General features: G+C 46.3%; 21 protein-coding genes and 1 riboswitch. Of the genes, 14 read left to right on the top strand and 7 right to left on the bottom strand.

Going from position 1 to position 23,871, the window contains the following annotated elements; all coding sequences use genetic code 11:
* Positions 1-6 precede the first annotated feature (6 nt).
* The 3 genes from NYE54_RS30235 to NYE54_RS30225 all read left to right on the top strand — a co-directional run bounded on the left by NYE54_RS30235 (position 7) and on the right by NYE54_RS30225 (position 4,955).
* Entirely contained in the window at positions 7-648 is a 642-nt protein-coding gene (locus tag NYE54_RS30235; protein WP_339268274.1) for a beta-mannanase, read from the top strand.
* Between the two features lie 72 nt (positions 649-720).
* On the top strand, positions 721-1,980 hold the full coding sequence (locus tag NYE54_RS30230; RefSeq protein ID WP_076325289.1) for a hypothetical protein: 1,260 nt from the start codon (positions 721-723) through the stop codon (positions 1,978-1,980).
* Positions 1,980-4,955, top strand: a complete 2,976-nt coding sequence (locus NYE54_RS30225; RefSeq protein WP_339268273.1) for a hypothetical protein — start codon at positions 1,980-1,982, stop codon at positions 4,953-4,955. Before NYE54_RS30230 ends, NYE54_RS30225 begins: the two co-directional genes overlap by 1 nt.
* Positions 4,956-5,020: 65 nt before the next feature.
* Here the strand turns inward: NYE54_RS30225 and NYE54_RS30220 are convergent, their stop codons facing one another.
* The gene (locus tag NYE54_RS30220) at positions 5,021-5,371 is read right to left on the bottom strand and encodes a winged helix-turn-helix transcriptional regulator (RefSeq protein WP_076325291.1); all 351 of its coding nucleotides are present in this window, start codon (positions 5,369-5,371) and stop codon (positions 5,021-5,023) included.
* 124 nt (positions 5,372-5,495) lie between these two features.
* Here NYE54_RS30220 and NYE54_RS30215 point away from each other — a divergent pair, with 124 nt between their 5' ends.
* Positions 5,496-6,119 carry a nitroreductase family protein gene (locus NYE54_RS30215; protein WP_339268271.1) on the top strand — a complete coding sequence of 208 codons (624 nt, stop codon included), beginning with the start codon at positions 5,496-5,498 and terminating at the stop codon, positions 6,117-6,119.
* A 207-nt stretch (positions 6,120-6,326) separates the two neighbouring features.
* Here the strand turns inward: NYE54_RS30215 and NYE54_RS30210 are convergent, their stop codons facing one another.
* Entirely contained in the window at positions 6,327-6,965 is a 639-nt protein-coding gene (locus NYE54_RS30210; RefSeq protein WP_339268270.1) for a nitroreductase family protein, read from the bottom strand.
* A gap of 118 nt (positions 6,966-7,083) precedes the next feature.
* Between NYE54_RS30210 and NYE54_RS30205 the strand changes: the two genes are divergently transcribed.
* The gene (locus NYE54_RS30205; protein WP_100541392.1) at positions 7,084-7,443 is read left to right on the top strand and encodes a MerR family transcriptional regulator; all 360 of its coding nucleotides are present in this window, start codon (positions 7,084-7,086) and stop codon (positions 7,441-7,443) included.
* A 121-nt stretch (positions 7,444-7,564) separates the two neighbouring features.
* Entirely contained in the window at positions 7,565-7,933 is a 369-nt protein-coding gene (locus NYE54_RS30200) for a nuclear transport factor 2 family protein (protein WP_339268268.1), read from the top strand.
* Between the two features lie 120 nt (positions 7,934-8,053).
* Here NYE54_RS30200 and NYE54_RS30195 read toward each other — a convergent pair whose 3' ends face one another.
* The 3 genes from NYE54_RS30195 to NYE54_RS30185 all read right to left on the bottom strand — a co-directional run bounded on the left by NYE54_RS30195 (position 8,054) and on the right by NYE54_RS30185 (position 10,309).
* Positions 8,054-8,611 carry a DUF1700 domain-containing protein gene (locus NYE54_RS30195; RefSeq protein WP_339268267.1) on the bottom strand — a complete coding sequence of 186 codons (558 nt, stop codon included), beginning with the start codon at positions 8,609-8,611 and terminating at the stop codon, positions 8,054-8,056.
* A gap of 4 nt (positions 8,612-8,615) precedes the next feature.
* Positions 8,616-8,948 (bottom strand): PadR family transcriptional regulator, encoded by a 333-nt coding sequence (locus tag NYE54_RS30190; RefSeq protein WP_076325297.1) that lies wholly within the window; start codon positions 8,946-8,948, stop codon positions 8,616-8,618.
* Positions 8,949-9,142: 194 nt separating this feature from the next.
* Complete coding sequence (locus NYE54_RS30185) at positions 9,143-10,309, bottom strand: serine hydrolase domain-containing protein (RefSeq protein WP_339268264.1); 1,167 nt, start codon at positions 10,307-10,309, stop codon at positions 9,143-9,145.
* Between the two features lie 725 nt (positions 10,310-11,034).
* On the opposite strand from NYE54_RS30185, the gene NYE54_RS30180 reads away from it, so the two are divergent.
* The 3 genes from NYE54_RS30180 to NYE54_RS30170 all read left to right on the top strand — a co-directional run bounded on the left by NYE54_RS30180 (position 11,035) and on the right by NYE54_RS30170 (position 16,008).
* Entirely contained in the window at positions 11,035-14,727 is a 3,693-nt protein-coding gene (locus tag NYE54_RS30180) for a glycosyl hydrolase family 18 protein (protein ID WP_339268262.1), read from the top strand.
* A gap of 251 nt (positions 14,728-14,978) precedes the next feature.
* Positions 14,979-15,389 (top strand): VOC family protein, encoded by a 411-nt coding sequence (locus NYE54_RS30175; RefSeq protein ID WP_339268260.1) that lies wholly within the window; start codon positions 14,979-14,981, stop codon positions 15,387-15,389.
* A 190-nt stretch (positions 15,390-15,579) separates the two neighbouring features.
* Positions 15,580-16,008: a MarR family transcriptional regulator gene (locus NYE54_RS30170; protein WP_339273703.1), complete on the top strand. Its 429-nt coding sequence runs from the start codon at positions 15,580-15,582 to the stop codon at positions 16,006-16,008.
* A 114-nt stretch (positions 16,009-16,122) separates the two neighbouring features.
* Here the strand turns inward: NYE54_RS30170 and NYE54_RS30165 are convergent, their stop codons facing one another.
* Positions 16,123-16,527 (bottom strand): VOC family protein, encoded by a 405-nt coding sequence (locus NYE54_RS30165; RefSeq protein WP_076325301.1) that lies wholly within the window; start codon positions 16,525-16,527, stop codon positions 16,123-16,125.
* A gap of 122 nt (positions 16,528-16,649) precedes the next feature.
* On the bottom strand, positions 16,650-18,098 hold the full coding sequence (cls, locus tag NYE54_RS30160; RefSeq protein WP_339273701.1) for a cardiolipin synthase: 1,449 nt from the start codon (positions 18,096-18,098) through the stop codon (positions 16,650-16,652).
* Between the two features lie 223 nt (positions 18,099-18,321).
* On the opposite strand from cls, the gene NYE54_RS30155 reads away from it, so the two are divergent.
* The 5 genes from NYE54_RS30155 (at position 18,322) to ehuB (ending at position 23,871) form a co-directional block, all read left to right on the top strand.
* Positions 18,322-19,401, top strand: coding sequence for an AI-2E family transporter (locus NYE54_RS30155; protein WP_339268258.1), 1,080 nt, complete (start codon positions 18,322-18,324; stop codon positions 19,399-19,401).
* A gap of 236 nt (positions 19,402-19,637) precedes the next feature.
* Positions 19,638-20,585 carry a ring-cleaving dioxygenase gene (locus NYE54_RS30150; RefSeq protein ID WP_339268256.1) on the top strand — a complete coding sequence of 316 codons (948 nt, stop codon included), beginning with the start codon at positions 19,638-19,640 and terminating at the stop codon, positions 20,583-20,585.
* A gap of 1 nt (position 20,586) precedes the next feature.
* Positions 20,587-21,198: a flavin reductase family protein gene (locus tag NYE54_RS30145; protein ID WP_339268254.1), complete on the top strand. Its 612-nt coding sequence runs from the start codon at positions 20,587-20,589 to the stop codon at positions 21,196-21,198.
* Positions 21,199-21,385: 187 nt separating this feature from the next.
* Positions 21,386-22,129: an SDR family NAD(P)-dependent oxidoreductase gene (locus tag NYE54_RS30140; RefSeq protein ID WP_076325305.1), complete on the top strand. Its 744-nt coding sequence runs from the start codon at positions 21,386-21,388 to the stop codon at positions 22,127-22,129.
* 391 nt (positions 22,130-22,520) lie between these two features.
* Positions 22,521-22,666: riboswitch (cyclic di-AMP (ydaO/yuaA leader) on the top strand.
* Between the two features lie 371 nt (positions 22,667-23,037).
* Positions 23,038-23,871, top strand: a complete 834-nt coding sequence (gene ehuB / locus NYE54_RS30135) for an ectoine/hydroxyectoine ABC transporter substrate-binding protein EhuB (protein ID WP_339273699.1) — start codon at positions 23,038-23,040, stop codon at positions 23,869-23,871.

The raw sequence follows: 23,871 nt of genomic DNA, 5'->3' as shown, positions 1-23,871 counted from the left end.
TTCGATATGCGATTTAAAAATGCGGAGCCCGGAGAATGGGTCATTCAGGGATTAAGCTATCAATTAGACGAGGGCTACTGTACGCTCCGATGGAGCTGGCCGCCAGGTCTTCAGGCGGTATATATTCACCGCGCGATGGATGATGGATTCGGTCCGCCCGCTGGAGCTATAGAGCCTGGCAGCCTGCGCCTGTATACCCGAGACGAGTACAAGGCGAACAATGGGTATCGGGACCGGGTGGACGGAATTGGCCAGATCACGTATACGGTATACGCCATGTCTTCCGAAGATGGAGAGATGGCCTTAATCAGGCAGCCGGATGAAGCGAACAGCATTCAGTTCAGCACCGGCAAAGCTATGCTGGTATATTCCATTCGTGAAAAGAGCCGCTGGCTGCAGCCTTATAAGACGATTGAAATTCAGGTGACGGCGGAAGTGCCGGTACCCAAGGACGTTTTATGCTACGTAAAGAAGCAGGGGGCTTATCCGGTAAACAAGGAAGACGGCATCTTGTACCCTTTCGTTACGGATTTTGCAGCGGGACGCAACGAATTGCCTGCGATTGAGGTAGGCAAGAACGATTATATTCGCCTGTTTTTTACGGATGGTAAGAAGTATGGACAACGGTATGAGCTCGTTTATAGATAGAGAGAGAACACACTGTAACCACGATGAACGCATCAGTGTGTAATTCATAGGGTTCAGAGGGAGGTACAAAGGATGGGCATTTTTGATATATTCAAGAAAAAACCGGAGCCGGAGCCAAAGCCGCTGTTCTATGATATTGTGTGCCCTTATTGTTTCAGTAAGTTTGCTCCGAAGGAGGTTGTCTTCCGGGCTGCGCACGATCGAGAGGATGACGAGGACTATGCGCTTGGGGAAGATGATGAGCTGAATCGGTACCGGGAACGCTTTGGGCTGGATTCCGTTTATGATATTGAAGCGATTATCCGGCCGAGCGACATACCGGAGGAGCATCACATTTATTCCGATCACGTGCTGGTTGGATTGAATGACCGTTACGGTGTCGTTACGCGCAGACGGTTATGCCCGAAATGCCATAATGAGCTTCCGGTGACCGCAGGAAAGGTGCCGAGCAACATTATCTCGATTATCGGTGCTTCGCAAGTGGGCAAGTCGGTCTATATGACTTCGCTAATTCATACGCTGCAGCATACGACGGCGGATCATTTCGATGCAGCTTGCATGCCGCTGAATGCCGAGATCAGCCGTAAGTTCCGTACGGGCTATGAGGAGCCGTTATTTGAGCGCGGAGATTTGCTGGCATCCACGCAGAAGGAGAAGATGCAGGAGCCTTTCATTTTCCAATTCGTGTTCAAGGATGAGTCCAAGCCGCCGTTAACCCTCGTATTTTTTGACGTAGCGGGTGAGGGCATGGTGGACGAGGATTACTTGGGACTTCACGGACAGCATATCAAGAATTCCGCGGGTATTCTGTTTATGGTGGATCCGCTCCAAATCCGCTCCATTCGGGAGAAAATTCGCCTGAAATTCGGTGACCAGCCCGGTGAATGGGTGTCCCAGTATGATGAGCCGCGGGATGTCGTGCTGACGATGTTCGGCGATTTCATCGCTTATGAGGACAAGGGCAAGACGGATATTCCGACAGCCGTCGTCTTAACCAAGAGCGACATGCTTCATGCGCTTAAGGATGAGGATGGCGAATACGTGAAGCTGAACAGCAACATCTTTAACAATGTGGTGCACCGCAAGTTTATGAATTTGACCGAATTTGAAAATATTGACGGCGAGATCCGCCGTTTTATCGAGAAGGTCGACCGTCCGTTCAAGGGAACGATGGATGTATACTTTTCCAATACAGCGTATTTTGCCGTGTCGGCTCTAGGCAGCAACCCTGTCGATCAGAAGCTGCAAAGCGTTGTCAGCCCGATTCGGGTCGATGAGCCGTTCATCTGGCTTCTGTACAAGCTGAAGTATATTCAGGGGAGGGAAGACTAGTGCCGGATTTCCCATCCCGAACCATACAGCAGCAAATGTACACGCGGGAGCGCCGGGGCATATTCCGTTCAGCCGAAGGCTTTGATACGGTGGCTCGTTCGTCCGGATTGGAGGCTTCCTTTATCAAAAAGGTGCTGCATCCCTTTTGCCAATACGAAGCTCCAGCCGAGCTGACAGCACGCAGCGAGAGGGAAGCGGCGGCTTATCCGGCCGCCCTTCATCTGTTCCATACGGAAACAGGGGACACGGTGCTAGGGCGAAGCGTGTTTCAGCCTGCGGACTTTACGGGGCTTCGCAGTGCCTTTTTTACGCATCATTATGTCATTCCCGACGGTTTTCTTGAAGATGAGCATTCCGCTTATCAAACTTGGCTCCAGGCCTCCTTTGCCGATCATTACGATATCGAAGAAGGGGTAGATCTTCCGCAGCTTCCTGCCATTCCGGTTCAGGCGGACTCTCAAGCCGCTATCTCATCCAAGGAGACGCCAGCCTTATTGCAGGAGCTTGGGATCGACGAGAAGATATTCAAGCAGCTGCTCTATGCATGCATATCCGCGGCTGCAGGGAAGAAAAAGGTATATATCGTTCTGGATGTCCCGGTGGAACAGTTGTCCGCGAAGGCGGAGCAGCTGCTCTTTGTGTTGTTTGGCCGATTGCCCTATGCGCTGCGCCGGATGCTTGGGTTCGTAACCTATGCCAAAGAGCCGCAGAGCAAGAAGGGACTTCACCTCATGTTCGTAGAGAAGGGCAGCCTGCGCCTAGGCGACCGGAGCATTGAGAAGGACTATTTGTTTGAGCTCGCTGCCGGCAGGGTCATTAATGTCGATCTGAAATGGTCCGAGCAGCCTTATCTTGATTTTGCATGGGAGACGCTATTGGACCCCGATCGCTTAGGGCGCTTTTTTACCTTCGCCGAGCAGATGCTTGCGGATATGGAGCCGGGTCTTGGGATCTTGCTGGATAGCTACGACGATTTATGTATGCTGTTCCAGATTGAAGAAGGCCAAGAGGGCTTGTACCATGAGCATAAACATACTGTGCTGCGTGCTTTGCTGCTTTATTTGAAGCCGACAGGCGCCCTGGATTCTAAGGGACGGTTGGATCAGCTGTTCCACGCCCTGTTTGCCCAGGAATTCGAGCTTATCAAAGGCGGACAGGTTCCGGATGCAGCGACTGCCGGATTCGTTAAGGATTATTACGGCATCAATCCCCGGCAGCATCAGGATCTGATTGTGGAATATTTTATCCGCTCATTAAATAATGCCTTATCGAAGCAACGCCAGGATGTGACCGAGGCGATTTACGACTTGCTGGAGGGCAGCCCGGCCTTAAGCCGAGCCTTCTATGCCAGGGTGTTGACCAGTCCGGGGCTGCCGGCGTTGATGTTCGATCCATATATGAAAACGCGCATGCAGCAAGCAGCGTCGCCTACGGATTTGGTAGATCTGATCGGCTTGTGGGTTCGGAATCACCCTCTCCTGCTGGAGCAGGAGAATTATATCAGGTTAGCGGAAGCCCAACTTGTCGATAAGCTTAAGCAAGATCCGGACCCGGTGAGAGCGGTCAACGCCGTGCTGGATCAATTGGATTCGCTGGAGCACCATCCTCAGAAGGGAATGGGTCGTTACCAAGGCGGAACTGCATTTGCAGACCGTTTGATTTATGCGGCAAACCTCTTTCTTTTGCGTGAGTTGGAGCCCGAGCAATTAAGTCAGAAACAGCTGCTGGATATCGGGTTTCTGCAAATGCCGAAGGAGTTCAAGGGTTGGGTAGAGCGTTTTGACTCCCGGATTCGGTCCAAGGCGGAAGTCATGCTCGCCCTTTACCAGTGGTCCAGCCATGAAGAGGTTCAAGCGGAGGTGCTGGCAGATCTGTCAGCCGAGGAGCGGGAACGAACCCAACAAATCATGCGAAAGTGGCTGCAGAACCATGTGGTGCCATCCAGATTTGATAGCATTACCTTGGCCTTCTGCACGGAGATTCGTTCCAGTGCCGTAGACTACCGGGGCTTGCTTGATTATTTGCACAGATACGGTCAGAGTCCAGAAGTGGTATACCAGTATATTAAGTGGTCTGCCGAGCAGCCGGTATTCGTTAGACCGCGGGGACTTGTTCCGGCTTATGCCGCCGCTATCGTTCATTATTTCAAATCCTATGACCGTGAAGCCTTCAAGAATAAGGATTATGCGAAAACGTATTTCAATTCGCCTGCGCCCATCCTCAAACCGGTGTATACGAAGGTCAGGGCCGAATTGGCTTCACCGTTGGTGCGATGGTTTCGACAGCATTCGCGGTTCGTAAAAATCACTTCTTCCTTGCTTGTGGTGATCGTTATTGCCGGTGCTGCCTTCATGATGATCCAAAAAAGCAAAGGACCTGCGGACGGTAACGCTAATCCGAATCCGGTCATCACGCCCCCGGTTACAGCACCTCCGGCTTCTTCTAATATCGTCCCTGAAAAGCCGTTATTGACGGCGACGGTGGTGGAGGAAGGCGAGCAGGAGGGCAAGACCGAACTGACTTTCCATTTTAAACAGCCGGCGGCTTGCCGGGAGTTCAGTGTGGATAAGCTACAGGTTGTAGGCAAAGACGCAAGCACGCTGTTTGAGGCCGCCAGCCCTGAATTATCGCGGGTTTGCGCCGATGACACAACGGGCGAAGCGGATACCGACCCATCAGGGACAGAGACTGATTCAACCGGGAATCAAGCGGAGCCGAATACTGGGACAACAGAAGGGGAAGGCTCGTCTGATACAGCCAAGGACGAAGACGTTCCGTCTTCTGAAGGTGCTGGTGACACTCAGGAAAACCAGACTTACGCGAGTCAGGTCACCCTGAAGCTGGATCAACCACTTGACGTGTCCCTAGTCGAGAAGGTCGTAGTGGATGGCGTCTCCTATGAGCTGTCCGACGAAAGCGCGCTTTCGGAAGAGCAAGAGCAGGCTCCGGAGAATGAGACGAATGAAGGAGTTTAACAAATAGATAACGAGCAGACGATCATTCGTCTGCTCGTTTTTTTTTCGCGCCTCTTATGCACCACCTATTTATGCTGGCTACAGATTTGTTCTTCTCTTTCGAGGTTTTGTGCGATTGCATAGGTGTTGCCCCATTCACACATTGTATTTAATACAGGGACGAAGGATTGGCCCAGCTCAGTTAAACTGTATTCTACCTTAGGCGGTACTTCTTTAAATACTTCTCTTCGGACAAGCTCATCTTTTTCCAGCTGCTTTAATTGATCGGTTAAGACTTTCTGCGTTATGGTCGGCATGAGCTGATAGAACTCCTTGGTTCTCCTTGGTTTTTGACTCAGGAAAAAGAGGATTAAACATTTCCACTTTCCTCCTACCGTATTCATAAAAATATTGATTCCCGTATTGAGACTGTTCATTATGTATTCCTCCTGAATAGGCACATAAAGGTGGCTAACCCACTTTATTGTGCGTTATTTTCTGCCACTTTACGGTCCATTATAATCGGAATATGGAGCAAATAAAACATTTGGAGTGAGCACAATGAGTGTGAGAGAGATATTAGAACAAAGACGTTCTGTCAGGCATTATGATCCCCATTATAAAGTGGAATCGGAAACGTTGGCGGCTTTGATTGAAGGAGCCAGTAAATCGCCCAACGGAAACAATATTCAAGCAACACGGTACCTGGTTATCGACAAACCGGATTTAAAGAACATGTTACTCCCCATTGCCTTTCATCAGCAACAGGTAATAGAAGCATCCGTACTAATCGTTGTACTAGGCGATTATCAAGCATTTGAAAAAGAAAATATTATCAATATTCATGAAGATGGATTCCAAAAGGGGTATTTTGACGCATCCTTAAGAGACTATTTAGCCAACGCGGCAATCCAGTATTATCTAAATAAATCCAAAGAAGATTTAAAACTCGAATTAGTAAGAGACGCAAGCCTGGCGTCTATGTCGTTAGTTTTACTGGCGAACGAGGCGGGTCTTCATACGATTACCATGTCCGGGTATGATTCCGAACAATTAAAGTCGGCCTTACAGATTTCTGACAGGTATGAAGATGTGATGCTGATAGCCATTGGAAAAGGAATTAAACAAGGCCATAAAACTGTTAGACACGATGTGGACAAAGTCATTTATAAAAACAAAATATAATTCATGGAATGAAATATTAGTTTATGTGAAACCAAGGGAGCCGATCACAATGACCGGCTCCCTTTTTCTTTTTGATTGAGTTTTTCGTTAGCTTAACAAGCTTTAGAGTTTTCGATTATTGATCCTTTAACAGTAAGCTTCTATATAAACTTGCAGTTTGAGTTTGTGATTTTGAAGAAAGAATGGTGAATCGATTACGGATAATGGTTACCTCCAAAATGTAATCTTGTCAGAACCTAATCGAACAGACTCATGCCCATCCTCTTTGGCTTTTCCTATTGAAATCATCATGACTGGAGCATAGCGTTCTTCATCTAAATCAAATGCTTTTGCTAACTGATCAACTTCAAAGCCTGCCATTGGATTCGTATCGTACCCATGTGCACGAGCTACTAACATGAACTGCATGGCAAAAAGGCTGCTATCGACTTTTGCAATTTCAACTTTCATTTCTTTTGATAGGGTCGGAAACATGGATAGAATGGTTTCGAGTTGACGATCTCGTACTTCAGCTGGCATTTTTCCTTGTTCCACAGCTGTATTGTAAATTTCTTCAGCATATAAATAGCTTTGGGTGTCACCAAAAATTAATAACATGGCTGATGAAGTATCATTTTGTAATGTATTGAAACGCACAAGAGGTCTCAGCTTTTCTTTTCCTTCTGGAGTATCGACCACAATTACACGCCAAGGCTGCATGTTTGCAGAGGATGGAGCCAGACTGGCTTCCGAAATCATTTCGCTCATCTCTTCCTTCGATATTTTAAAATTCTCATCATAATTACGGACAGAACGTCGGCCCATAACGATATTGGCGAAATCATTGTTTTGAATATGGTTAAACATAGAACCTCTCCTCTTGATAACATTAGATTTTTTTGACATTGTGTATGTCGTTCGTTATCATATTTCGTATTATGAACTATGAACCTAGGTTTATAGCAAGAAATAAAGAGGTCCTATTATGAAAATAAACGATGTTTCAAAATTAACGGGTCTGCCCATATCAACATTAAGATTCTATGAACGTAAAAACCTAATTCCAGACAGTTATGTTAAAAGAGATGTTAATAATTATCGTGTTTATTCTGAAGAGGTTGTTGAGTTTCTAGATGATGTGAAGGCACTTTTATCCGTAGACTTTTCTATAGAAGAATTAAGTTTGCTAGTAAATCAACAACTTAATTTATCATACGAGGCAAAGACAAAAATGGTTGAACAAAAAATCAAAGAAATTGAAGAGATCCAGAAGCGATTGAAAAAGTCAAAGAAATTCTTGAATGCAGTCTTGGAAGGAAAGGCAAATTTTCAAACAAAATGTTAAGGACATTAACATAAACACAGATATATGAAAGTTAACCAGGAAAGATCCGTCATTGAACAAAATTGTACTATACTTTGTTTATTAACTTATATGCCTATTTGAGGGAGGAAGCGACGGAGCGATGTCATATCATAAGGCACTTGAGGCATACATAGCGGCTACGAATACGCATAATTTTGACAATGTAGCCCGGCTGCTCGACGGAGAAGCGGTCTATTGGTTTTCGGATCGGAGCTGTCATACGTTGGATGAGATCCGGGCATATTTCGAACATGCCTGGAATGTTATTCGGGATGAGGTATACCGGGCGGAGGATATAGAGTGGATAGCGAGTGATGCTCATTCGGCGGTATGTATTTATACCTATCACTTTGAGGGTTATCATCAGGGGACATATACGGCCGGAAGCGGGAGAGCAACGAATGTGTTCGTTTGCGATGCCGATGGCTTATGGAAATTAAAGCATGAGCATTTAAGTTCGATTCGATGAATCGGTTTGATATCATTGCATAAATAAAAGAAAAAGAGCTCTTGAAGGGCTCTTTTTCCATCATAGTAAAAACGGGGTGCGGTTGGTCTATGAATGAACGCCGGGTCCCGTTCTTTTTTATTAATACAATGTTTTCTTTTTCTGACTAATGGCCTGTATGTATTTAATTGTAAGTTTCCATAATACTTTCCCGAGCCAAAACATCAACACACCAATCACAATAGAAATGGGTAAGAACAGCATTGGGCTTGGTGTATATGCTCCCATTTCGATTGTTATTCCGGCAATATCATATCCCATAAGATGCCCAACAAATTTAATAATTCCGCCTATTGGTGTAATGACTCCACTAATCATTAAAGCAATGGAAAGAGTACTGAGAAGAGGCAGAAGAAACATACCGCTGATGCCTGCAAAGCTGCTACAAAATGCAAATATAGCACCGAATTTACGCCAACTAAATTTACTGTTCTTTGAAATGGCTTCACCTAAGTATGCTTTCGCTAATTCTTTTGGGTTTCCTAGCCGCTCGATGATTTGCGCAGAAGATAGACCATTATTTTGCAATTCAAGCATTACACTTTTGATTTCTTTGACAATGTCCATACGCTCGGAATCGGACATGGATTTCAAATACTTTTCAATCTTTTCAAGATAGTCATTCGTAATTTTATCCAAAATTTCACACTCCTTTAATTTCTGCTATAGCAATTAATAAATTATCCCATTCTAAGGACATAGCGTTTAAGTATTCGTTCCCTTTTTCTGTAATGGAATAATATTTTCTCGGTGGCAAACCCTCTGTACTTTCTTGCCAAGATGAAGATACATATTCTTCTTTCAATAATCTTCTAAGCAGAGGATAAATTGTATTTTCTTTTGCAGCAACAATAGGATGCTGTTCTAACTTACTTATGATTTCATACCCATAATAGGGTCGCTGCTTTATTAGCAATAGAATACAAAATTCGAGTGTTCCTCTCTTGATTTGTGATTTCCAATCTTCGACATTCATGATATTGTACCTCCTGCGGATACATCGTACAACACAGTACATCAAATATCAATAGTACTTCAGGATTTTTTTATTCAACGTAATAGAGGGAACCGCTGCTACATGTTGACTGATCCAAATACATGAAGCAGCCAAATCTCATGCGCCATCCTTTCCCATGGTTCTACAGAAAGAATAACGTTTTTCCTTTTTGCCTACTTGTTAAATTCAGCAAGTAAAATATTTTTAAAAGGATTAGGACTGTTATCTCTACCCAAGCTGTTCAAACTGACGACCAACGTATGCTTGCCTCCAAGTGTACCTCCAACAATAGTAGAAAACCCTAAAATGCCACCTGTGTGTCCCCATATCGAGGCACCGTTTGGAAGCTTAGTTTCAAAGATTCCAAGACCATATCCATCGATTCCTGCTCTTCCTGTGGGAACTGTAGTAAGCATTTGTTTTAGTTGCTGTTCCTTCAGTAATTTGCCACCGAGCAAGGAAGAGAAGAATTTATTTAAGTCATCAGCAGTAGAAATCATATCTCCAGCCGAGCTTCCTGCACTTGGGTTATAGTAAGTAACGTCTTTTATCTCACTTGTTTCGTCTGGTTGGGAATATCCCCGAGCATGCTTGGTGCCTGGAATAACGCTTGAATTGCCAGGTAGGAATGTATCCGACAATTCAAGCGGTTCAATAATCCGATTTTCAATCTCTTCCGCGTAGCTGTTTCCAGTTACTTTTTCAATAAGAATACCCAGTAATACGTATCCTGTGTTTGAATAAGACCAGCCCTTACCTGGGGCAAAGTCTGGGGGCAGAGAAATGCCCATCTTCACTATCTCTTCAGCCGAATACGATTTTTTTGTATCCATAAAATCAACGTCTTTTGACCTTGAGTATTCAGCGATACCACTTGTATGGTTCAATATCTGCCGGATGGTAATCTGTTTACCATTATATCCGTTTCCTTGAATGACACCAGGCAGCCATTTTTCAATGGAGTCGTCTAGATTCAAGCGGTTCTCTCCAGCTAATTGAAGTACAACCGTTGCAGTGAACGTCTTCGTCACGCTGCCAATGCGAAAGCGAAAATCTGTTTCCATTGGTTTCTTGGTGCTCAGATTCGCTACCCCAGCCGCATAACCCCACGTTTTTCCACCCTCAAAAGTTTTAGCAAGTATCCCCGGGAATCCAAGTTGCAGTGTATCCCGCATGGCTTGCTTGACGGAGTTATGATCTCGTTGAGTGCTTGTTTGTGAACTAGATACATTTTGAGTGGGCTTTGCTTTTACAATTGAGGTTGGCGATGTGTATAGCAGGGCACTTCCAGTTATTAAAAGGGCCAGACTTGCAAATGTAATTTGATTACGTATTTTCATAAGGCATTCCTCTTCTCTATTAATATTGTATGGTTCGATTCTGTCCTAACAAGCAGTAAATTCCTCTTTTTTCACATATATGTTAACCCCCTAAATGAATTGTTTTTCTCGAAATACCCTTGTTAACTGGTTGTTTTCCATATATACGTCATATTCGTTCTGTCTTTCACACCTGCCTTCCGCACATACATCGTACAACACAGTACCTCAATTAACAATAGTATATCAGAATTTATTAATTCCAACGTAATAGAAATATTTATTTGAAGGCATTATGGGTGTTGCAGGACGGGTAGATTGGATTCATGTTGAATTTATTAACAGAATATAAAATTACAAGAATTTACCCCACGTTTATGGAAATGTATCCCTTCTCAATCGATGGTGTAGGTTCCATGATACAAATATATGAATATTTATTGAACACCTTTGAATTCAAGAAAGGAGGCTGTAGTAGAGTGTACGGACAGTGATTCAATCATGAGTAGAGAGAGGGGGGACTGAACTCTACATAGTTGAGCTGGGAAAATCAGTAACCGCTTTCAATACAAGTTGGATTTGAGCGATATGCGAAAATAGGCAAGTCATCAAAGAAACACTCGATGACACCGAGGGACAGACATTCATTGAAATGCTGTATCATTTGCAATCGAAATTTATCAACAGAGGTGAAAACGGTGACATCATTTATAACGAAAAAGCACCCGAAATGGGTGATATGCTTTTTGGCCCTTATTCTTATTTTTACGCCACTCTTTAATGCGCCTGCATCCTATGCAGCAGAAAGTGCTCCTCCTACAGACATTTCTACTGACATTTCCACAGTTAACTCCGGCCTAGAGCCCGCGACAGTAACGAACTCAACGTATAAAGCCCAGACCAATGAAGCCCAGGATCCGCTGGCACCGCAGAATCTTCGTATTGAAAGTGTCTCTCATAATATGGCGATATTTCAATGGGATTTCAAACCCGTCGAAGGTGAAAACAATATACAGGTGTGGGACGCGGATTCAGGCAAGTGGCTGGCATGGGGCAATTATTGGACCCGTGCCGTGACCGGATTGACACCTGAAACGACCTACAAAATCTATATTACGTGGGACGGCGACGTGAAAAAAGAACACAAAAGCAATGTATTGGAATTCACCACAACCAAAGACGAAGCTGAATATAAAGATGCACCGTTGACTCCTCCAAGCCAACTTAAAATTGACGATGTAACGGAAGATACGGTTACGCTGAGTTGGGGTTCGAGTCCTGGAGCCGAAGCTTATGACATTTATATTAATGGAGCATGGAAAGGCGGCACTTGGGAAAACTCCGTTACCACGGCTACTTATGGACCTTTGGAAGCAGGAGAGACTTATATTTTTAAAGTAGGCGCGCAGAGAAGCGTAAATGGAGCTTTGGAAGCATCCGCCAATAGTAATGCCGTTACCCTTAAGTGGGGGGAACTGGCTCAACCTCAAGGGTTACAGGTAGTGACGGCTACACGATCTACGGTTTCACTGGGCTGGGCACCGGTGCCTGGGGTCACAAGCTATGATATTTATCAGGATGGAGTAAAGGTTGGTTCGAGTAGCGGGAGTCGGTATGTAGCTGCTGGACTGGAAGAAGGAAAGACCTATTCGTATAAGGTAGTGGGCCATAACGGCCTATGGACTTCGCCTGAAAGCGAAGCAGTGTCGGTAGTTCCTGGCAGCAATTATAACAATATTACGTACTACACTTCTTGGTCAGCTAGTAGCGAAGAGCGTAATTTTCATCCTGGTGACTTGGATGTATCACAGATCACTCACATTAATTATGCCTTCGCCGATATTTGTTGGAAAAAATACGGAAGCGGGCCGAGAGCCTGCGAAGATCCTAATATTCCTGCACAGGATCGATACGTCCATGACGGAGAAATTGTGATTGGAGATCCGACATTTGATTTTCAGAATTTCGCAGCTTTTGAATCCATCAAGGCAACGAACCCTCATTTGAAACTTATAGTCTCAGTAGGTGGCTGGACCTGGTCTAAAAATTTCTCCAATATAGCCATGACGGAAGAAACACGCCGTACTTTTGCTAATTCTGCTGTGAAATTCCTCCGGGAGTACAAGTTTGATGGCTTGGATATCGATTGGGAGTACCCGGTCGAAGGCGGGGCGGAGGAAAACTCCAGAGCACCGGAGGACAAAGAAAACTTCGCATTATTAATGAAAACCGTACGCGAGGCATTGGATGCTGCAGGGTCTGAGGATGGAACATATTATCTGCTGACGATTGCTTCCGGTCAGGGAGATAACTTTACCGTTAACGCAGACTTTGCGAATTCCGTCCAGTATCTGGATTTCATTAATATTATGACTTATGACTACAGTGGCAAAGATGACCCGTTCGGTCATCATAATTCACCATTATTTTATGATAAAGCTCTCTTGAGGTCCTCCGCTCCAAGAAATCATGTGCTTGGCGGTTTGTTAGGTCATTTGAACGGAGGAGTGCCGACACATAAGTTGATTGTAGGCGTTCCTTACTACGGTAAGGGCTGGGATGGCTGTGGTCAGCTTGGTCAGTATCAGACTTGCAATAAGGGCGGGACTGTTTTGAAATCGTGGGAACAGGGCATTTTCGACTTTAGCGATCTCGAGAATAAGTACATCGACAAGAACGGCTATAAGAGATATTGGAACGAATCCGCCAAGGTGCCTTACCTGTACAATGATCAAAATAAAGTGTTCATCACCTACAACGATAAAAACACCATGAAATATACGGCTTCCATCGTCAAATCGTTGGATATTGCAGGCGTCATGAGCTGGGATATCAGCGGTGACCGCAACAAAACGCTGACGACTCAACTCATTCACGACCTGCCGATCAACGGCAAAGTTAATGCTTCAGCACTTCCAACTCCGGCGAATCTCTCAAAGGTAAGTGTCGGGTCAAGCTCTATTCAGGTGAAATGGGATGCTGTGGCAGGTGCAACGGGATATGAAGTATATGTGAATCATGCTTTGTCCGGCTTGGTTACAGAGAATAGTTATACCGTGAATGGCCTTAGCTCTCTGACGAACTACAAGATTCATGTGCTTGCGGTAGATCGAACGGGAGATGAGATTAACCGCGTCTCCAGCGCTTCGAATCTGCTTAGCGTAACGACTTCAAGCAGCGGTTCCGGTGGATCTGACGGTTCCGGCGGATCAGGAGGATCGGGAGGCTCTGGTTCACCAACGCCTTCGACGCCACAACCGCCTAAAGCCAAAGATCAGCTAGAGGCAAACGTCACGCTTCATGGCGATAAAGCTGTGGTGACCATACCAACGGCTACAGCTGTTAACAGCATTAACCTTTCGGATTCCTCCAACTTCCAGATCCATGCGGGTGCGGGTGCGAAGCAGGCTGAGGTTGAGATTCCGCAAGAAATCATCGCAGCCGTTGCGAAAAAAGGAGCCAAGGCCAGTCTCTCCATTATCGTGAACGGGACAGAATATCGGATTCCGGCTTCGCTGATTACGGTTTCCGGTCCTGTGAAAGTCTCGATTGTTTCTCCGGGGGCTGCCGATGCAGCAAGCATGGAGACACTGCTTAAGGGAGGAGAGGTACTAGCCAATCCGCTATCGTTCAAGCTTGAGCAAATAAACGCGGATAAGACAACGACTGAACTGAAGCATTTCGGCAAAACCCATGTCAGCGAATTTATGAACGTCGATGCGATAAAGATAAATGTAAAACGTGCTACCGGAGTGGTTTATACACCAGGTACCCATGAGCTTCGATCCGTTCCAACCTTGTTTAAAGTTAACGCGGATGGCACGGTAACTGTTGAAATCAAGAAAACTGGCAGCGGTATTTATGCTCTGGTTCAGCAAGATATCCGGTTTAGTGACGCGATCCCTTCTTGGGCACGGGAAGACATTGCTCAGGCTGCTGCCAAGCTGATCGTTACTGGAGAAAGTAACGGATCTTTCGGCGGTAATAAACAAATTACCCGTGCCGAGATTATATCCATTGTAGTGAAAGCGCTCGGTATTCTGCCTGACGACAGTAATTCCAACTTCAAGGATGTAGATTCGAAATCCCTGCATGCTAGAGAGATTGCAGCAGCGAAAGCGGCAGGGTTAGTGAAGGGACGCTCAGGCGATATTTTTGATCCAAACAGCTTAATTACGCGTGAGGAATTGGCCGTCATGCTGAGTAATGTGCTGAATTATGCCGGCAAGAAGAACGAAGCTAACCAAGGATTGTTAAACAAATTTAAAGACCACGCCAAGGTTTCGTCTTATGCGAAGTCGTCTGTCGCTTTCGTCGTGGAGCAGAAGATTATGCAAGGCGTATCCGCCTCCAAGCTGGATCCACAATCTCATGTAACCAAAGCTCAGACGGTGGTAACCGTCATGAGATTGCTGCGTGCAGTGGGTTTATCTAACTAACATGGATTCGTAATAAAGTGGGATGTCTCCCAGGCGAGTTTTAACACGGCCTGGAGGCATCCTTTTTTTTCGATAAGGAATTATTAGCTATAGTCGGCTGAATGGCTGCTGTGTTTTGTTAAGCAACTGGATTCTGAATATGCTTCGCCAGCTGGATTCCCGTAGTTTGGATTGAACATAGCAAATGAAGAGAAATGTCGTGCTGCAGCTCATGCTAAGATGAATCTATCAAATCGAAGAGGTGATTCGGAATGGCTTTGAAAAGCGACAATATTTTTGTGAACCTACCTGTTAAGAACTTGGAGAAAACGAAGGACTTTTTCTCAAAAATCGGTTTTGAATTTAATGCACAATTTACGGACAAAAACGCGGCTTGCCTGGTCATAGGCGATAACATCTTTGCCATGCTGCTCACCGAGGATTATTTCAAGACGTTCACCAAGAAAGATCTGTCGAATGCCGCGAACACAACGGAAGTGATTTTGGCACTATCCGCCGAAAGCCGGGAGCAGGTGGACGAAATCGTCAATGCTGCGCTTTCCGCAGGAGGGTCGCCTTCCAATGATCCGGTAGATCATGGCTTTATGTATGGCTGGAGCTTCCAGGATCCGGATGGTCATCTGTGGGAAGTCATGTACATGGATCAGAGCCACGTCGAATAGAAGCATTAAAGCAAGCAGTTGCAGGATCACAACATGAAGAAGCATACACCTAATAAAATGACGGCAGAGGTCTCCCAGGGTTATGGGGGGAATCTGCCGCTTTACTTTTATTTGGAAATCCATTATATTTGTATGTGCAAACAATAAAAGGTGATTCAACAGGATGAACTCAGCGAAAGAGGTAGCCGTTATGTTAAATACGTATATCAAGGAATGTCTTTACTTCACTACCAATCGTCTTAGCAGGGTTATCACCAAGATGGCCGAAGATGAGTTTGCCGCAAGCGGATTGTCGCCCACCTATGCTTATTTGCTTATGGCTGTATATGAGAAGGAAGGGATCTCGCAGAAGGAATTAGGCGAAATTCTTCATCTTCAGCCTTCTACCGTAACCCGACTGGTTGAGAAGCTGGCCGTTAAAGGGCTGGTTTATAATCGGGTGGAAGGAAGGATGTCATTGATCTATACAACCGATAAAGGGAAGGCTTTGGAGAAAGTGATTCACGAGTGCTGGATGAATTTGCGCAGTCGTTACGGCGCTATTTTAGGTCATGCCGAAGGTGATGAATTATCGCTGCATCTATACGAGGTGAGTGATCAATTGGAGAATAAGGACTGAGGTCTTTTTGGACACAAGCCGATTGGCCGCAGCGGAAGTCGTGGAACGTTGGAGCTCCAAATAAATCACGCAAAAAAAAAGCCCTCCAAGTGAAACTTGAAGGGCCTTCTACTATTAATTGACTTGGACTTCAGTCGTTACCTGCCACAATACGCCGAACTTGTCTTCCAGCAACCCGAACAGCGCTCCCCAGAATTGAGTCTTCAGCGGATCAAGCACCTTACCGCCCTCTGCCAAGCGGTCAAAAGCTTCATGTGCTTCAGCATCACTTTCAAACGACAGGCTCAGATGAATTCCGTTCCCTCGCTCCAGGGTTTGGAATATGGAGTCCGACATAAAGATTGGAATTCCTCCTGCTACCAGACTAAGATGCATGACCTTGTCTTTAAGCTCTTCCTTGGTTCCAGGAATCTCGCCATGGGTTTGCACGGACAAGATCTCCCCGCCTAATGCTTGGGTATAAAACTCAGCCTGCGCTTTTGCATCCTCAGAGAAAATATACGGTGTCAGTTTAGCCACGTACAACATCCTTCCCACTTTTAAAATGATGGATTCGTTTTCCTTGGCTTTAGTATAAACGGTCTGAGTCTCCCGCATTTCTTCTGGATTGCTAAATGTTGCGGCAGCGCTAAGGGCTTGTTTTACAGAATAGGCGACAGCAAGCGTGAGATGGATTCCTTAAACTTGATCCACCTTGATCGCTCCAGATACTGCTTCATCGTAAGCTGGCTGGATACCTGCAGATCCTGATGAAAGATGTGAGTCAATTGTTTTGATAAATCCTCATCGTACAGGAACGCATTCACTTCAAAATTCAGCTTGAAGCTTCGAACATCGATATTCGCCGTGCCGACCGAAGAAATCTTCTCGTCAATGATGATGGTCTTGGCATGAATGAAGCCATTATTGTAGAGATACACGTTAGCCCCGGTTCTTAGCATTTCCCCGATATAGGATAAGGTCGCCCAATAGACAAAGGGATGGTCCGGTTTATCGGGAATCATCAGGTTAACCTCAACGCCGGACAGCGCCGCAATGCGGAGCGCATCCAGGAGGCTGGCATCGGGGATAAAATACGGCGTCTGAATATGAATCGATTTCTTGGCGGACGAAATCATTTTGATATAACCGTTCTTGATGTGTTCATATCTGGAATCCGGACCGCTGGTCACAATCTGAATCCCGACATTGCCAGGCGAATCGATCTTGGGAAACAGATTCGATTCATAAGAAATATCGTGATGGTGCGAAGCCTGATTCCAGTCGAGAATGAAGCGAACCTGCATCGCATAAACAGCTTCACCTTGAATGCGCAGATGAGTGTCTCGCCAATAGCCGAACCTGGAGTTGAGACCCAGGTACTCATCCCCAACGTTAAAACCGCCCACATATCCGATGTCGCCATCAATGATAGCGAGCTTTCGGTGATTCCGGTAATTCAAGCGCAGATTAATGAAGCGCAGCTTGGACGGGAAGAAGGCCTCGGCTTCTCCGCCGGCTTCGCGAAATGCTTTGAAGAAGCCCTTGGTTAATTGACGCGAGCCCAGCTCGTCGTACAGAACCCGGACTTTCACGCCTTCCTTTGCTTTTTTGGTCAACAGGGACATCAGCTTCTTGCCCAGCTCGTCCCGACGGATGATGTAGTATTGAATATGTATATAGACTTTGGCTTCCTCAATATCCTGAAACAACCGTTCAAATTTCTTGCGTCCATCCGTGAAAATTTCAACGATGTTGTCGTCCGTAAGGATCGCCTGATTCTCATTGATATGCATATGGATTAAATCGCTGCTATCCGCCGCGGCTTGATTGCTGAACGGGTATTCCCCGTTAGTCATCCCTTCCATTTGAGACAGCAATACCTTCTCAATGCCTGTTTTCTGCAGATCACCCCAATGAAAGAGACGGATTCTTCTTAAATTTTGGGCGAACAACAGGTAGAGCGCAAAGCCCAAAATCGGGATAAAAGACAGCACCAGCAGCCATGCCCAGGTGGAGCCGGCATCCCGCCGTTCCCTAAAAACCACGAACATGGAGAACACGATATTCAGTACGATGATCAGACCAAGAGTGATGGATGTAACATGCATGTTCATAATATCCTCCTAAACTATATCCTTGCCCTTGCAATCCTTCATATTATACGTGAGGCGTTAGGAGAAGTATATATCGGCAGGATGAAGTGAACGGAATGGTTATATAAGCGATGGCGCTACAATCCGACATCCTATACCAGTGTAGACGCAAGCGATTTGTATATGCACACATTGTCATGATACGATGGTGAAAAAAATAGGAGAAGGGGCATGCTTTTTGCTGAAAATGAACAAGTTTTTCAAATTATGTCTCGCCGTGATTCTGGTCCTCATTATTATTTATTTGGGATCGCTGGTGGATTTTATATTCAGACCGGTACTTTCGTTCTTCTCGATCATCCTCGTGCCGCTGATGCTGTCAGGATTCTTCTATTACCTGCTCAGGCCGCTGGTTGATCTTCTCGAAAAGCGCAAGCTAAATCGCTCACTGGCCATCCTGCTCCTATATGTCGTGTTTGCAGGCATACTTACAGGTTTTATTATTGGGGTATGGCCATCTCTGCGGGATCAGATCATTGCTCTTGTGGAGAATGCGCCCGCATTATTTGCTGCCTTAGGTGAACAGCTGCAGGAGTGGGAAAATAACGGGCTCTTTAAGGAGATATTTCCGGAGAATTCTAATCCACTTACCCAATTAACCGATTATTTGAATCAAGGCTTCACGTTCCTGACGAATTATATTATGAACCTCTTCTCGTTCGTGTCGAACTTTGCCATCGTTTTATTTACGTTCCCGATCCTGCTGTATTACATGCTGAAGGAAGGCGGGAAGTTCGGAGAGATGATTGTCAGCTTTTTGCCTAACCGCTTCAAGGAAGTGGGAGCTTCGGTACTGGATGAAATCAACAATGCCCTCAAAGGGTTCATCGTTGGACGAGTGCTCGTCAATCTGGCGCTGGGTGTTTTGATGTACATCGGCTTCCTGATTATTGGTCTTCCTTATGCATTACTGCTGACGACCGTGGCGGTTATCGCGAATTTCATACCATTTATCGGAGCTATTCTATCCTCGATCCCGATCGTGATCATCGGCTTCATTCAATCCCCTGGAACGGCGATCTGGTCGCTTGTTGTCATTCTGGCAGCTCAGCAGATTCAGGATAACCTGATTGGACCATATATCTTTGGCAAACAGCTGGCTATCCATCCCATTACGATCATTATCCTGGTTTTGGTGGGACAGGATCTCGGCGGAATTATAGGGGTTCTGCTGGTGGTACCGATTTACATGATCATTAAGATTATCGTAACGAGAGTTTATCAGCTATTCTTTAAGGAAAAGTGGCAAAAAGCATAGATGGGTGATAGGCATGCGGTCGTAGCTGCATACTGAAGCCGCCTAAGAGCGTGGAAGCGTTCTTGGCGGCTTTTTATATGCCCGAGGTTTGAAGGCGCGCTTGACAATGATATGAAAAATATATAATCTTAAATTAAAGATATTAAATTTAAAGATTGTATATTTTAATTATATGAACCAGAAATCATGTATGGAAACATCGGGTTGGACACGGAAACAATGAGGAGGCGATGAATATGGCATTACAAACAGCAGGCATTCATCATATTACCGCTTATGCACAGGACCCGCAGAAGAATGTTGATTTTTATACGGGTGTGCTGGGGCTCAGATTGGTGAAGAAGACGGTGAATTTCGATGCGCCTGAGGTGTACCATTTGTATTTCGGGGATGAAGAGGGACACCCGGGGACTATTATCACCTTCTTTCCGTCTCCTGCTTCGCGAAGAGGGAGACGTGGAGGAGGGCAGGTTGGGTATACAACATTTGTTGTCCCTGCGGGTGCCCTGCCTTATTGGGAACAGCGTTTACGGAGCTTCGGCGTTCCTGTCATGAAAGCCTTTCGGTTTAACGAACACTATCTTCAGTTCTCCGATCGCGATGGACTTTCTCTGGAGCTGGTCGAGCGGGAAGACGGACCGAAGAGCAGTTGGTCTGTAGACGATGTAACGCCGGACACAGCGATTAAGGGGTTTGGTGGTGCGGTCCTGTTCAGCAGCAAGTGGAAGGAAACGAAGATAGCGCTGGAGCAGGTAATGGGACTGACCTTCATGGGAGAGGACGTTAACTATGCGCGGTTTCAGTCAGCAGGGCCCTTCGGCAACGTGATTGATTTACCGATGCGGGATATCCCGTGGGGCGCCGGGGGGGCCGGAACGACCCATCATATCGCATGGCGGGCTCAAGATGATGTTGAGCATGTTACATGGCAAGAGTGGGTGAAACAGCATGGCTTTTTGCCAACGGATATTAAGAACCGCAACTATTTCAAATCGTTATATTTCAGGGAACGAGGGGGGATCTTGTTTGAGATCGCAACCGATCTACCCGGATTTACGGTGGATGAAGATCTGGACTCACTGGGGGAACAATTGAAACTACCTGCCTGGTTTGAACCGGAGCGAGCCCGTATTGAGGAAGGTCTGGAGCCTATTCAAGTCAAAACACAAGAGAGGGGTAACTAAAGTGATATCCATTGACCCGAATACCCAAAGCGAACGGGACACTTACAAGCTGCTCATCGGGAGCGTTGTTCCGCGACCGATCGCTTTTGTTACGACATTATCGGAGGACGGTGTGCTGAATGCGGCACCATTCAGTTATTTCTCCATTCTGTCCAGCAATCCGCCCCTGCTGTCCGTTTCCGTTCAGCGGAAGAACGGTACGGCTAAGGATACAGCGAGAAATGCCATGCAAAGCGGTGAGCTTGTCATCCACATCGTGGACGAAGACAATGTTGAAGCCGTGAACGAAACGGCGGCGAACCTGCCCCCGCATGAGAGTGAACTTGACAGAGCGCATTTAACCCCGGTCGTTAGCGAGGTCGTTAAAGTTCCCGGCGTTCTGGAGAGCAAGATTCGCATGGAATGCGTGCTGGAGCAGGTCGTCACTTTGAATGCAGCGGATCAGCTGCCTGGTGCCGATCTGCTGATTGCCCGCGTAGTCCGCTTCCATGTTGCGGAGGAACTTTACGAGCAAGGCCGGATTGACGCTGCCAAGTTGAAGCCTGTGAGCCGTATGGCTGGTAATATCTATGCTTCACTGGGAGAGATGTTTACAATCGAGCGGCCTGTATAACAATGGACAGGCTGGATAAGGTTAGGATGCGGCGAATATTAAGTTGTGAGCGTCCATATGCCGTTATTCGATAGGATGTTGTTCATGAAAGAAACAGGGGCTTGTGGAATATCATGCCTGGAATATGTTAACTCTACATGAATATGGAATCGATATGATGAATTCACAATATAGGAGTGGTCGACAAATGAAATTTGAATCCAAGGTTGTCATTGTGACGGGAGGCGCCAGCGGGATCGGCGAAGCAGCAGTAAGGCTTTTTGTAGAAGAGGGAGCCAAGGTTGTTATTGCAGATTATTCGGACCGGGGACAGGCTGTTTCGGATGAATTAAGAGGCGCAGGCTTTGAAACGCTGTTCGTTAAGACGGATGTGACCCAAGAACAGGAAGTTGCAAATATGGTGAAGCAGACGGTTGAGCATTTTGGCCGTGTCGATGTATTGTTCGCCAATGCAGGCATTGCTCATGATGCCCCTGCTGATCAGTTGTCGATGGACAACTGGCAAAAGACGATTGATATTAATCTTACAGGGGTGTTCCTGTGTGATAAATATGTAATCCAACAGATGTTATCCCAAGGAACCGGAGGGGCGATCGTAAACTGCGGCTCGATCCATAGCCATGTCGGAAAAGCGGGTGTTACCGCTTATGCTTCCGCTAAGGGAGGCGTTAAGCTGTTAACCCAGTCGATGGGCGCGGATTATGCTCCAAAAGGGATCCGGGTCAATGCCGTATGCCCGGGATACATCGATACTCCGCTTATTAAGGGAAGAACGGAAGCGATCACCGAGCACCTGGTCGGCCTTCATCCGATGGGCCGCTTGGGACAGCCGGAAGAAGTAGCCAAAGCCGTGTTGTTCCTTGCCAGTGAAGATGCGTCCTTCATTACAGGCACAAGCTTACTGGTGGATGGCGGATATACAGCCGTATAATCCATGGACCAAAAATCCCGACACTTATCGGCGGTTAATATATGATGCTGGCACCAGCGCTCCCGTAACTAGAAGTAAATGAGTCATAATGGGTTTTTAATGGATAATCAAAAATTTTTTTTGGTTCAGATGGAGTTGTAGAAGCTTTCCACTGTTTTGGTCTAATTCATGGCATAAACTATCCATCACATGAACGAGTAAGGGAGGCATGGCAAACGCCTGCTATATAGCGAAAAATTGGTCTGGGATAAAATTCCTATGTTGTAGGTGGACAAGCTTGAATGAGGCATTTTTCTAGCTTGTCATACACCCCGGAAGAATGGCATTTCTGCGTGTGAATTTCCAGAAAAAGCGGTTTAAGGGGTTTGACTTTTCCTAAACTTCCCTTTATCATGGACACACGCTTAGTTTCCGGCATACATTTTCCGGAAAGCGGGGGAACCAGTTTCACCAGGGGCGAGTCACTTGGAATCATGAGTGTAGGGTACCATCTTACCCGAGTCCGTCAGCTAACCTCGTCAGCAGTGGATGGGTCTTGCATACATAATGGATGTTCATAACAAAGGCCCTTGATTCTCTTAGGGGCCTTTTCTCTATTTTTTGACCCCCTGCTGGCGGAGCTATGTCTAAATCCCCTGTTTGGTGGTCTTTTTGTATTCTGCTAAAGAGGAGGGGCAAGGCCTGCAAATGTTTAACCAATTGAATCAGTCGGATGGCATTGGGTTTAAGCGTGCAAGGAGATGGATGAATCATCTTCCCTGAAGCCCCGACCCGTGCAAGGTGTCTGAATGTCCTTATATCCAAGTTAACATATGCGTTAACAAGGGTAATTTCAACATGCCATTTTGTAAGGATTGCAAAGTCATAACGAAAGGTTGTGGAAGGTTTTGAAGAGAGTGCTTGTGCTGATGTTATCAGTGACTATGGTGGTATTGCTTGCGGCTTGCGGTGACAAAGGGAGTACACTGGATCGCGCCATGGAGCAAGGGTATATCACCGTAGGTTTTGCGAATGAGAAGCCTTATGCCTATAAAGAGGCCAACGGGGAGCTGACGGGAGAAGCCGTTGAGATTGCTCGGGTTATTCTGGAGCGGCTTGGCATCAAGGAAATGAGGGGAGAGCTGACGGAATTCGGTTCACTGGTTGCCGGACTGCAGGCCGAGCGGTTTGATCTAATCACCGCAGGCATGTTCATTAATCCGGACCGCTGCTCCGCCGTATTGTTTGCCAATCCGGAGTACAGCATCGGGGAAGCCATTGCGGTGAAGCAAGGGAATCCGATGGAACTCGGAAGTTATGAGGATATTGCTAATCATGACCAGGCTAAGGTCGCCGTCATGACAGGCGCGGTTGAAATCGGCTATATGGAGAAGTCCGGTATTCCTTCAGACCGGATCATACAGGTCCCCGACCAGGCCTCGGCTATTAGCGCCCTTCAGGCAGACCGGGTACAGGCGATTACCATGACGGGACCCTCTCTGCAGGCGATGCTGGATTCGGCTAGTGATGACAACATCGAACGTGTAACTGATTTCGAGCAGCCGGTCATCGATGGAGAAAGCGTTCGGGGTTATGGAGCTACGGCGTTCCGCCAAGCGGATACCGAGTTCCAGGAGGCTTATAATGCGGAGCTGCAAAAAATGAAGGAATCGGGCGAGCTGCTGGAAATTCTGCAGAAGTTCGGATTCACAGAAGAAGAGCTTCCGGGTGAAATGACGGCTGCTGCGCTTTGCGGGGAATAG

Origin of the sequence: Paenibacillus sp. FSL K6-1330 (assembly GCF_037976825.1) — a bacterium.
GTDB lineage: Bacteria > Bacillota > Bacilli > Paenibacillales > Paenibacillaceae > Paenibacillus_AQ.
Note: the sequence above shows the minus strand (reverse complement) of the source record. Positions and strands in the feature narration are given on the sequence as shown.

What these genes read in the sequence shown, in the direction of transcription:
- NYE54_RS30235 (WP_339268274.1), top strand. Translation starts at nt 7, where the DNA reads ATGCGATTTAAAAATGCGGAGCCCGGAGAATGGGTCATTCAGGGATTA.
- NYE54_RS30185 (WP_339268264.1), bottom strand. Translation starts at nt 10,309, where the DNA reads ATGAAAATACGTAATCAAATTACATTTGCAAGTCTGGCCCTTTTAATA.
- cls (WP_339273701.1), bottom strand. Translation starts at nt 18,098, where the DNA reads ATGCATGTTACATCCATCACTCTTGGTCTGATCATCGTACTGAATATC.
- NYE54_RS30190 (WP_076325297.1), bottom strand. Translation starts at nt 8,948, where the DNA reads ATGAATGTCGAAGATTGGAAATCACAAATCAAGAGAGGAACACTCGAA.
- ehuB (WP_339273699.1), top strand. Translation starts at nt 23,038, where the DNA reads ATGTTATCAGTGACTATGGTGGTATTGCTTGCGGCTTGCGGTGACAAA.
- NYE54_RS30200 (WP_339268268.1), top strand. Translation starts at nt 7,565, where the DNA reads ATGTCATATCATAAGGCACTTGAGGCATACATAGCGGCTACGAATACG.
- NYE54_RS30210 (WP_339268270.1), bottom strand. Translation starts at nt 6,965, where the DNA reads ATGTTTAACCATATTCAAAACAATGATTTCGCCAATATCGTTATGGGC.
- NYE54_RS30140 (WP_076325305.1), top strand. Translation starts at nt 21,386, where the DNA reads ATGAAATTTGAATCCAAGGTTGTCATTGTGACGGGAGGCGCCAGCGGG.
- NYE54_RS30215 (WP_339268271.1), top strand. Translation starts at nt 5,496, where the DNA reads ATGAGTGTGAGAGAGATATTAGAACAAAGACGTTCTGTCAGGCATTAT.
- NYE54_RS30205 (WP_100541392.1), top strand. Translation starts at nt 7,084, where the DNA reads ATGAAAATAAACGATGTTTCAAAATTAACGGGTCTGCCCATATCAACA.
- NYE54_RS30150 (WP_339268256.1), top strand. Translation starts at nt 19,638, where the DNA reads ATGGCATTACAAACAGCAGGCATTCATCATATTACCGCTTATGCACAG.
- NYE54_RS30220 (WP_076325291.1), bottom strand. Translation starts at nt 5,371, where the DNA reads ATGAACAGTCTCAATACGGGAATCAATATTTTTATGAATACGGTAGGA.
- NYE54_RS30175 (WP_339268260.1), top strand. Translation starts at nt 14,979, where the DNA reads ATGGCTTTGAAAAGCGACAATATTTTTGTGAACCTACCTGTTAAGAAC.
- NYE54_RS30170 (WP_339273703.1), top strand. Translation starts at nt 15,580, where the DNA reads ATGTTAAATACGTATATCAAGGAATGTCTTTACTTCACTACCAATCGT.
- NYE54_RS30230 (WP_076325289.1), top strand. Translation starts at nt 721, where the DNA reads ATGGGCATTTTTGATATATTCAAGAAAAAACCGGAGCCGGAGCCAAAG.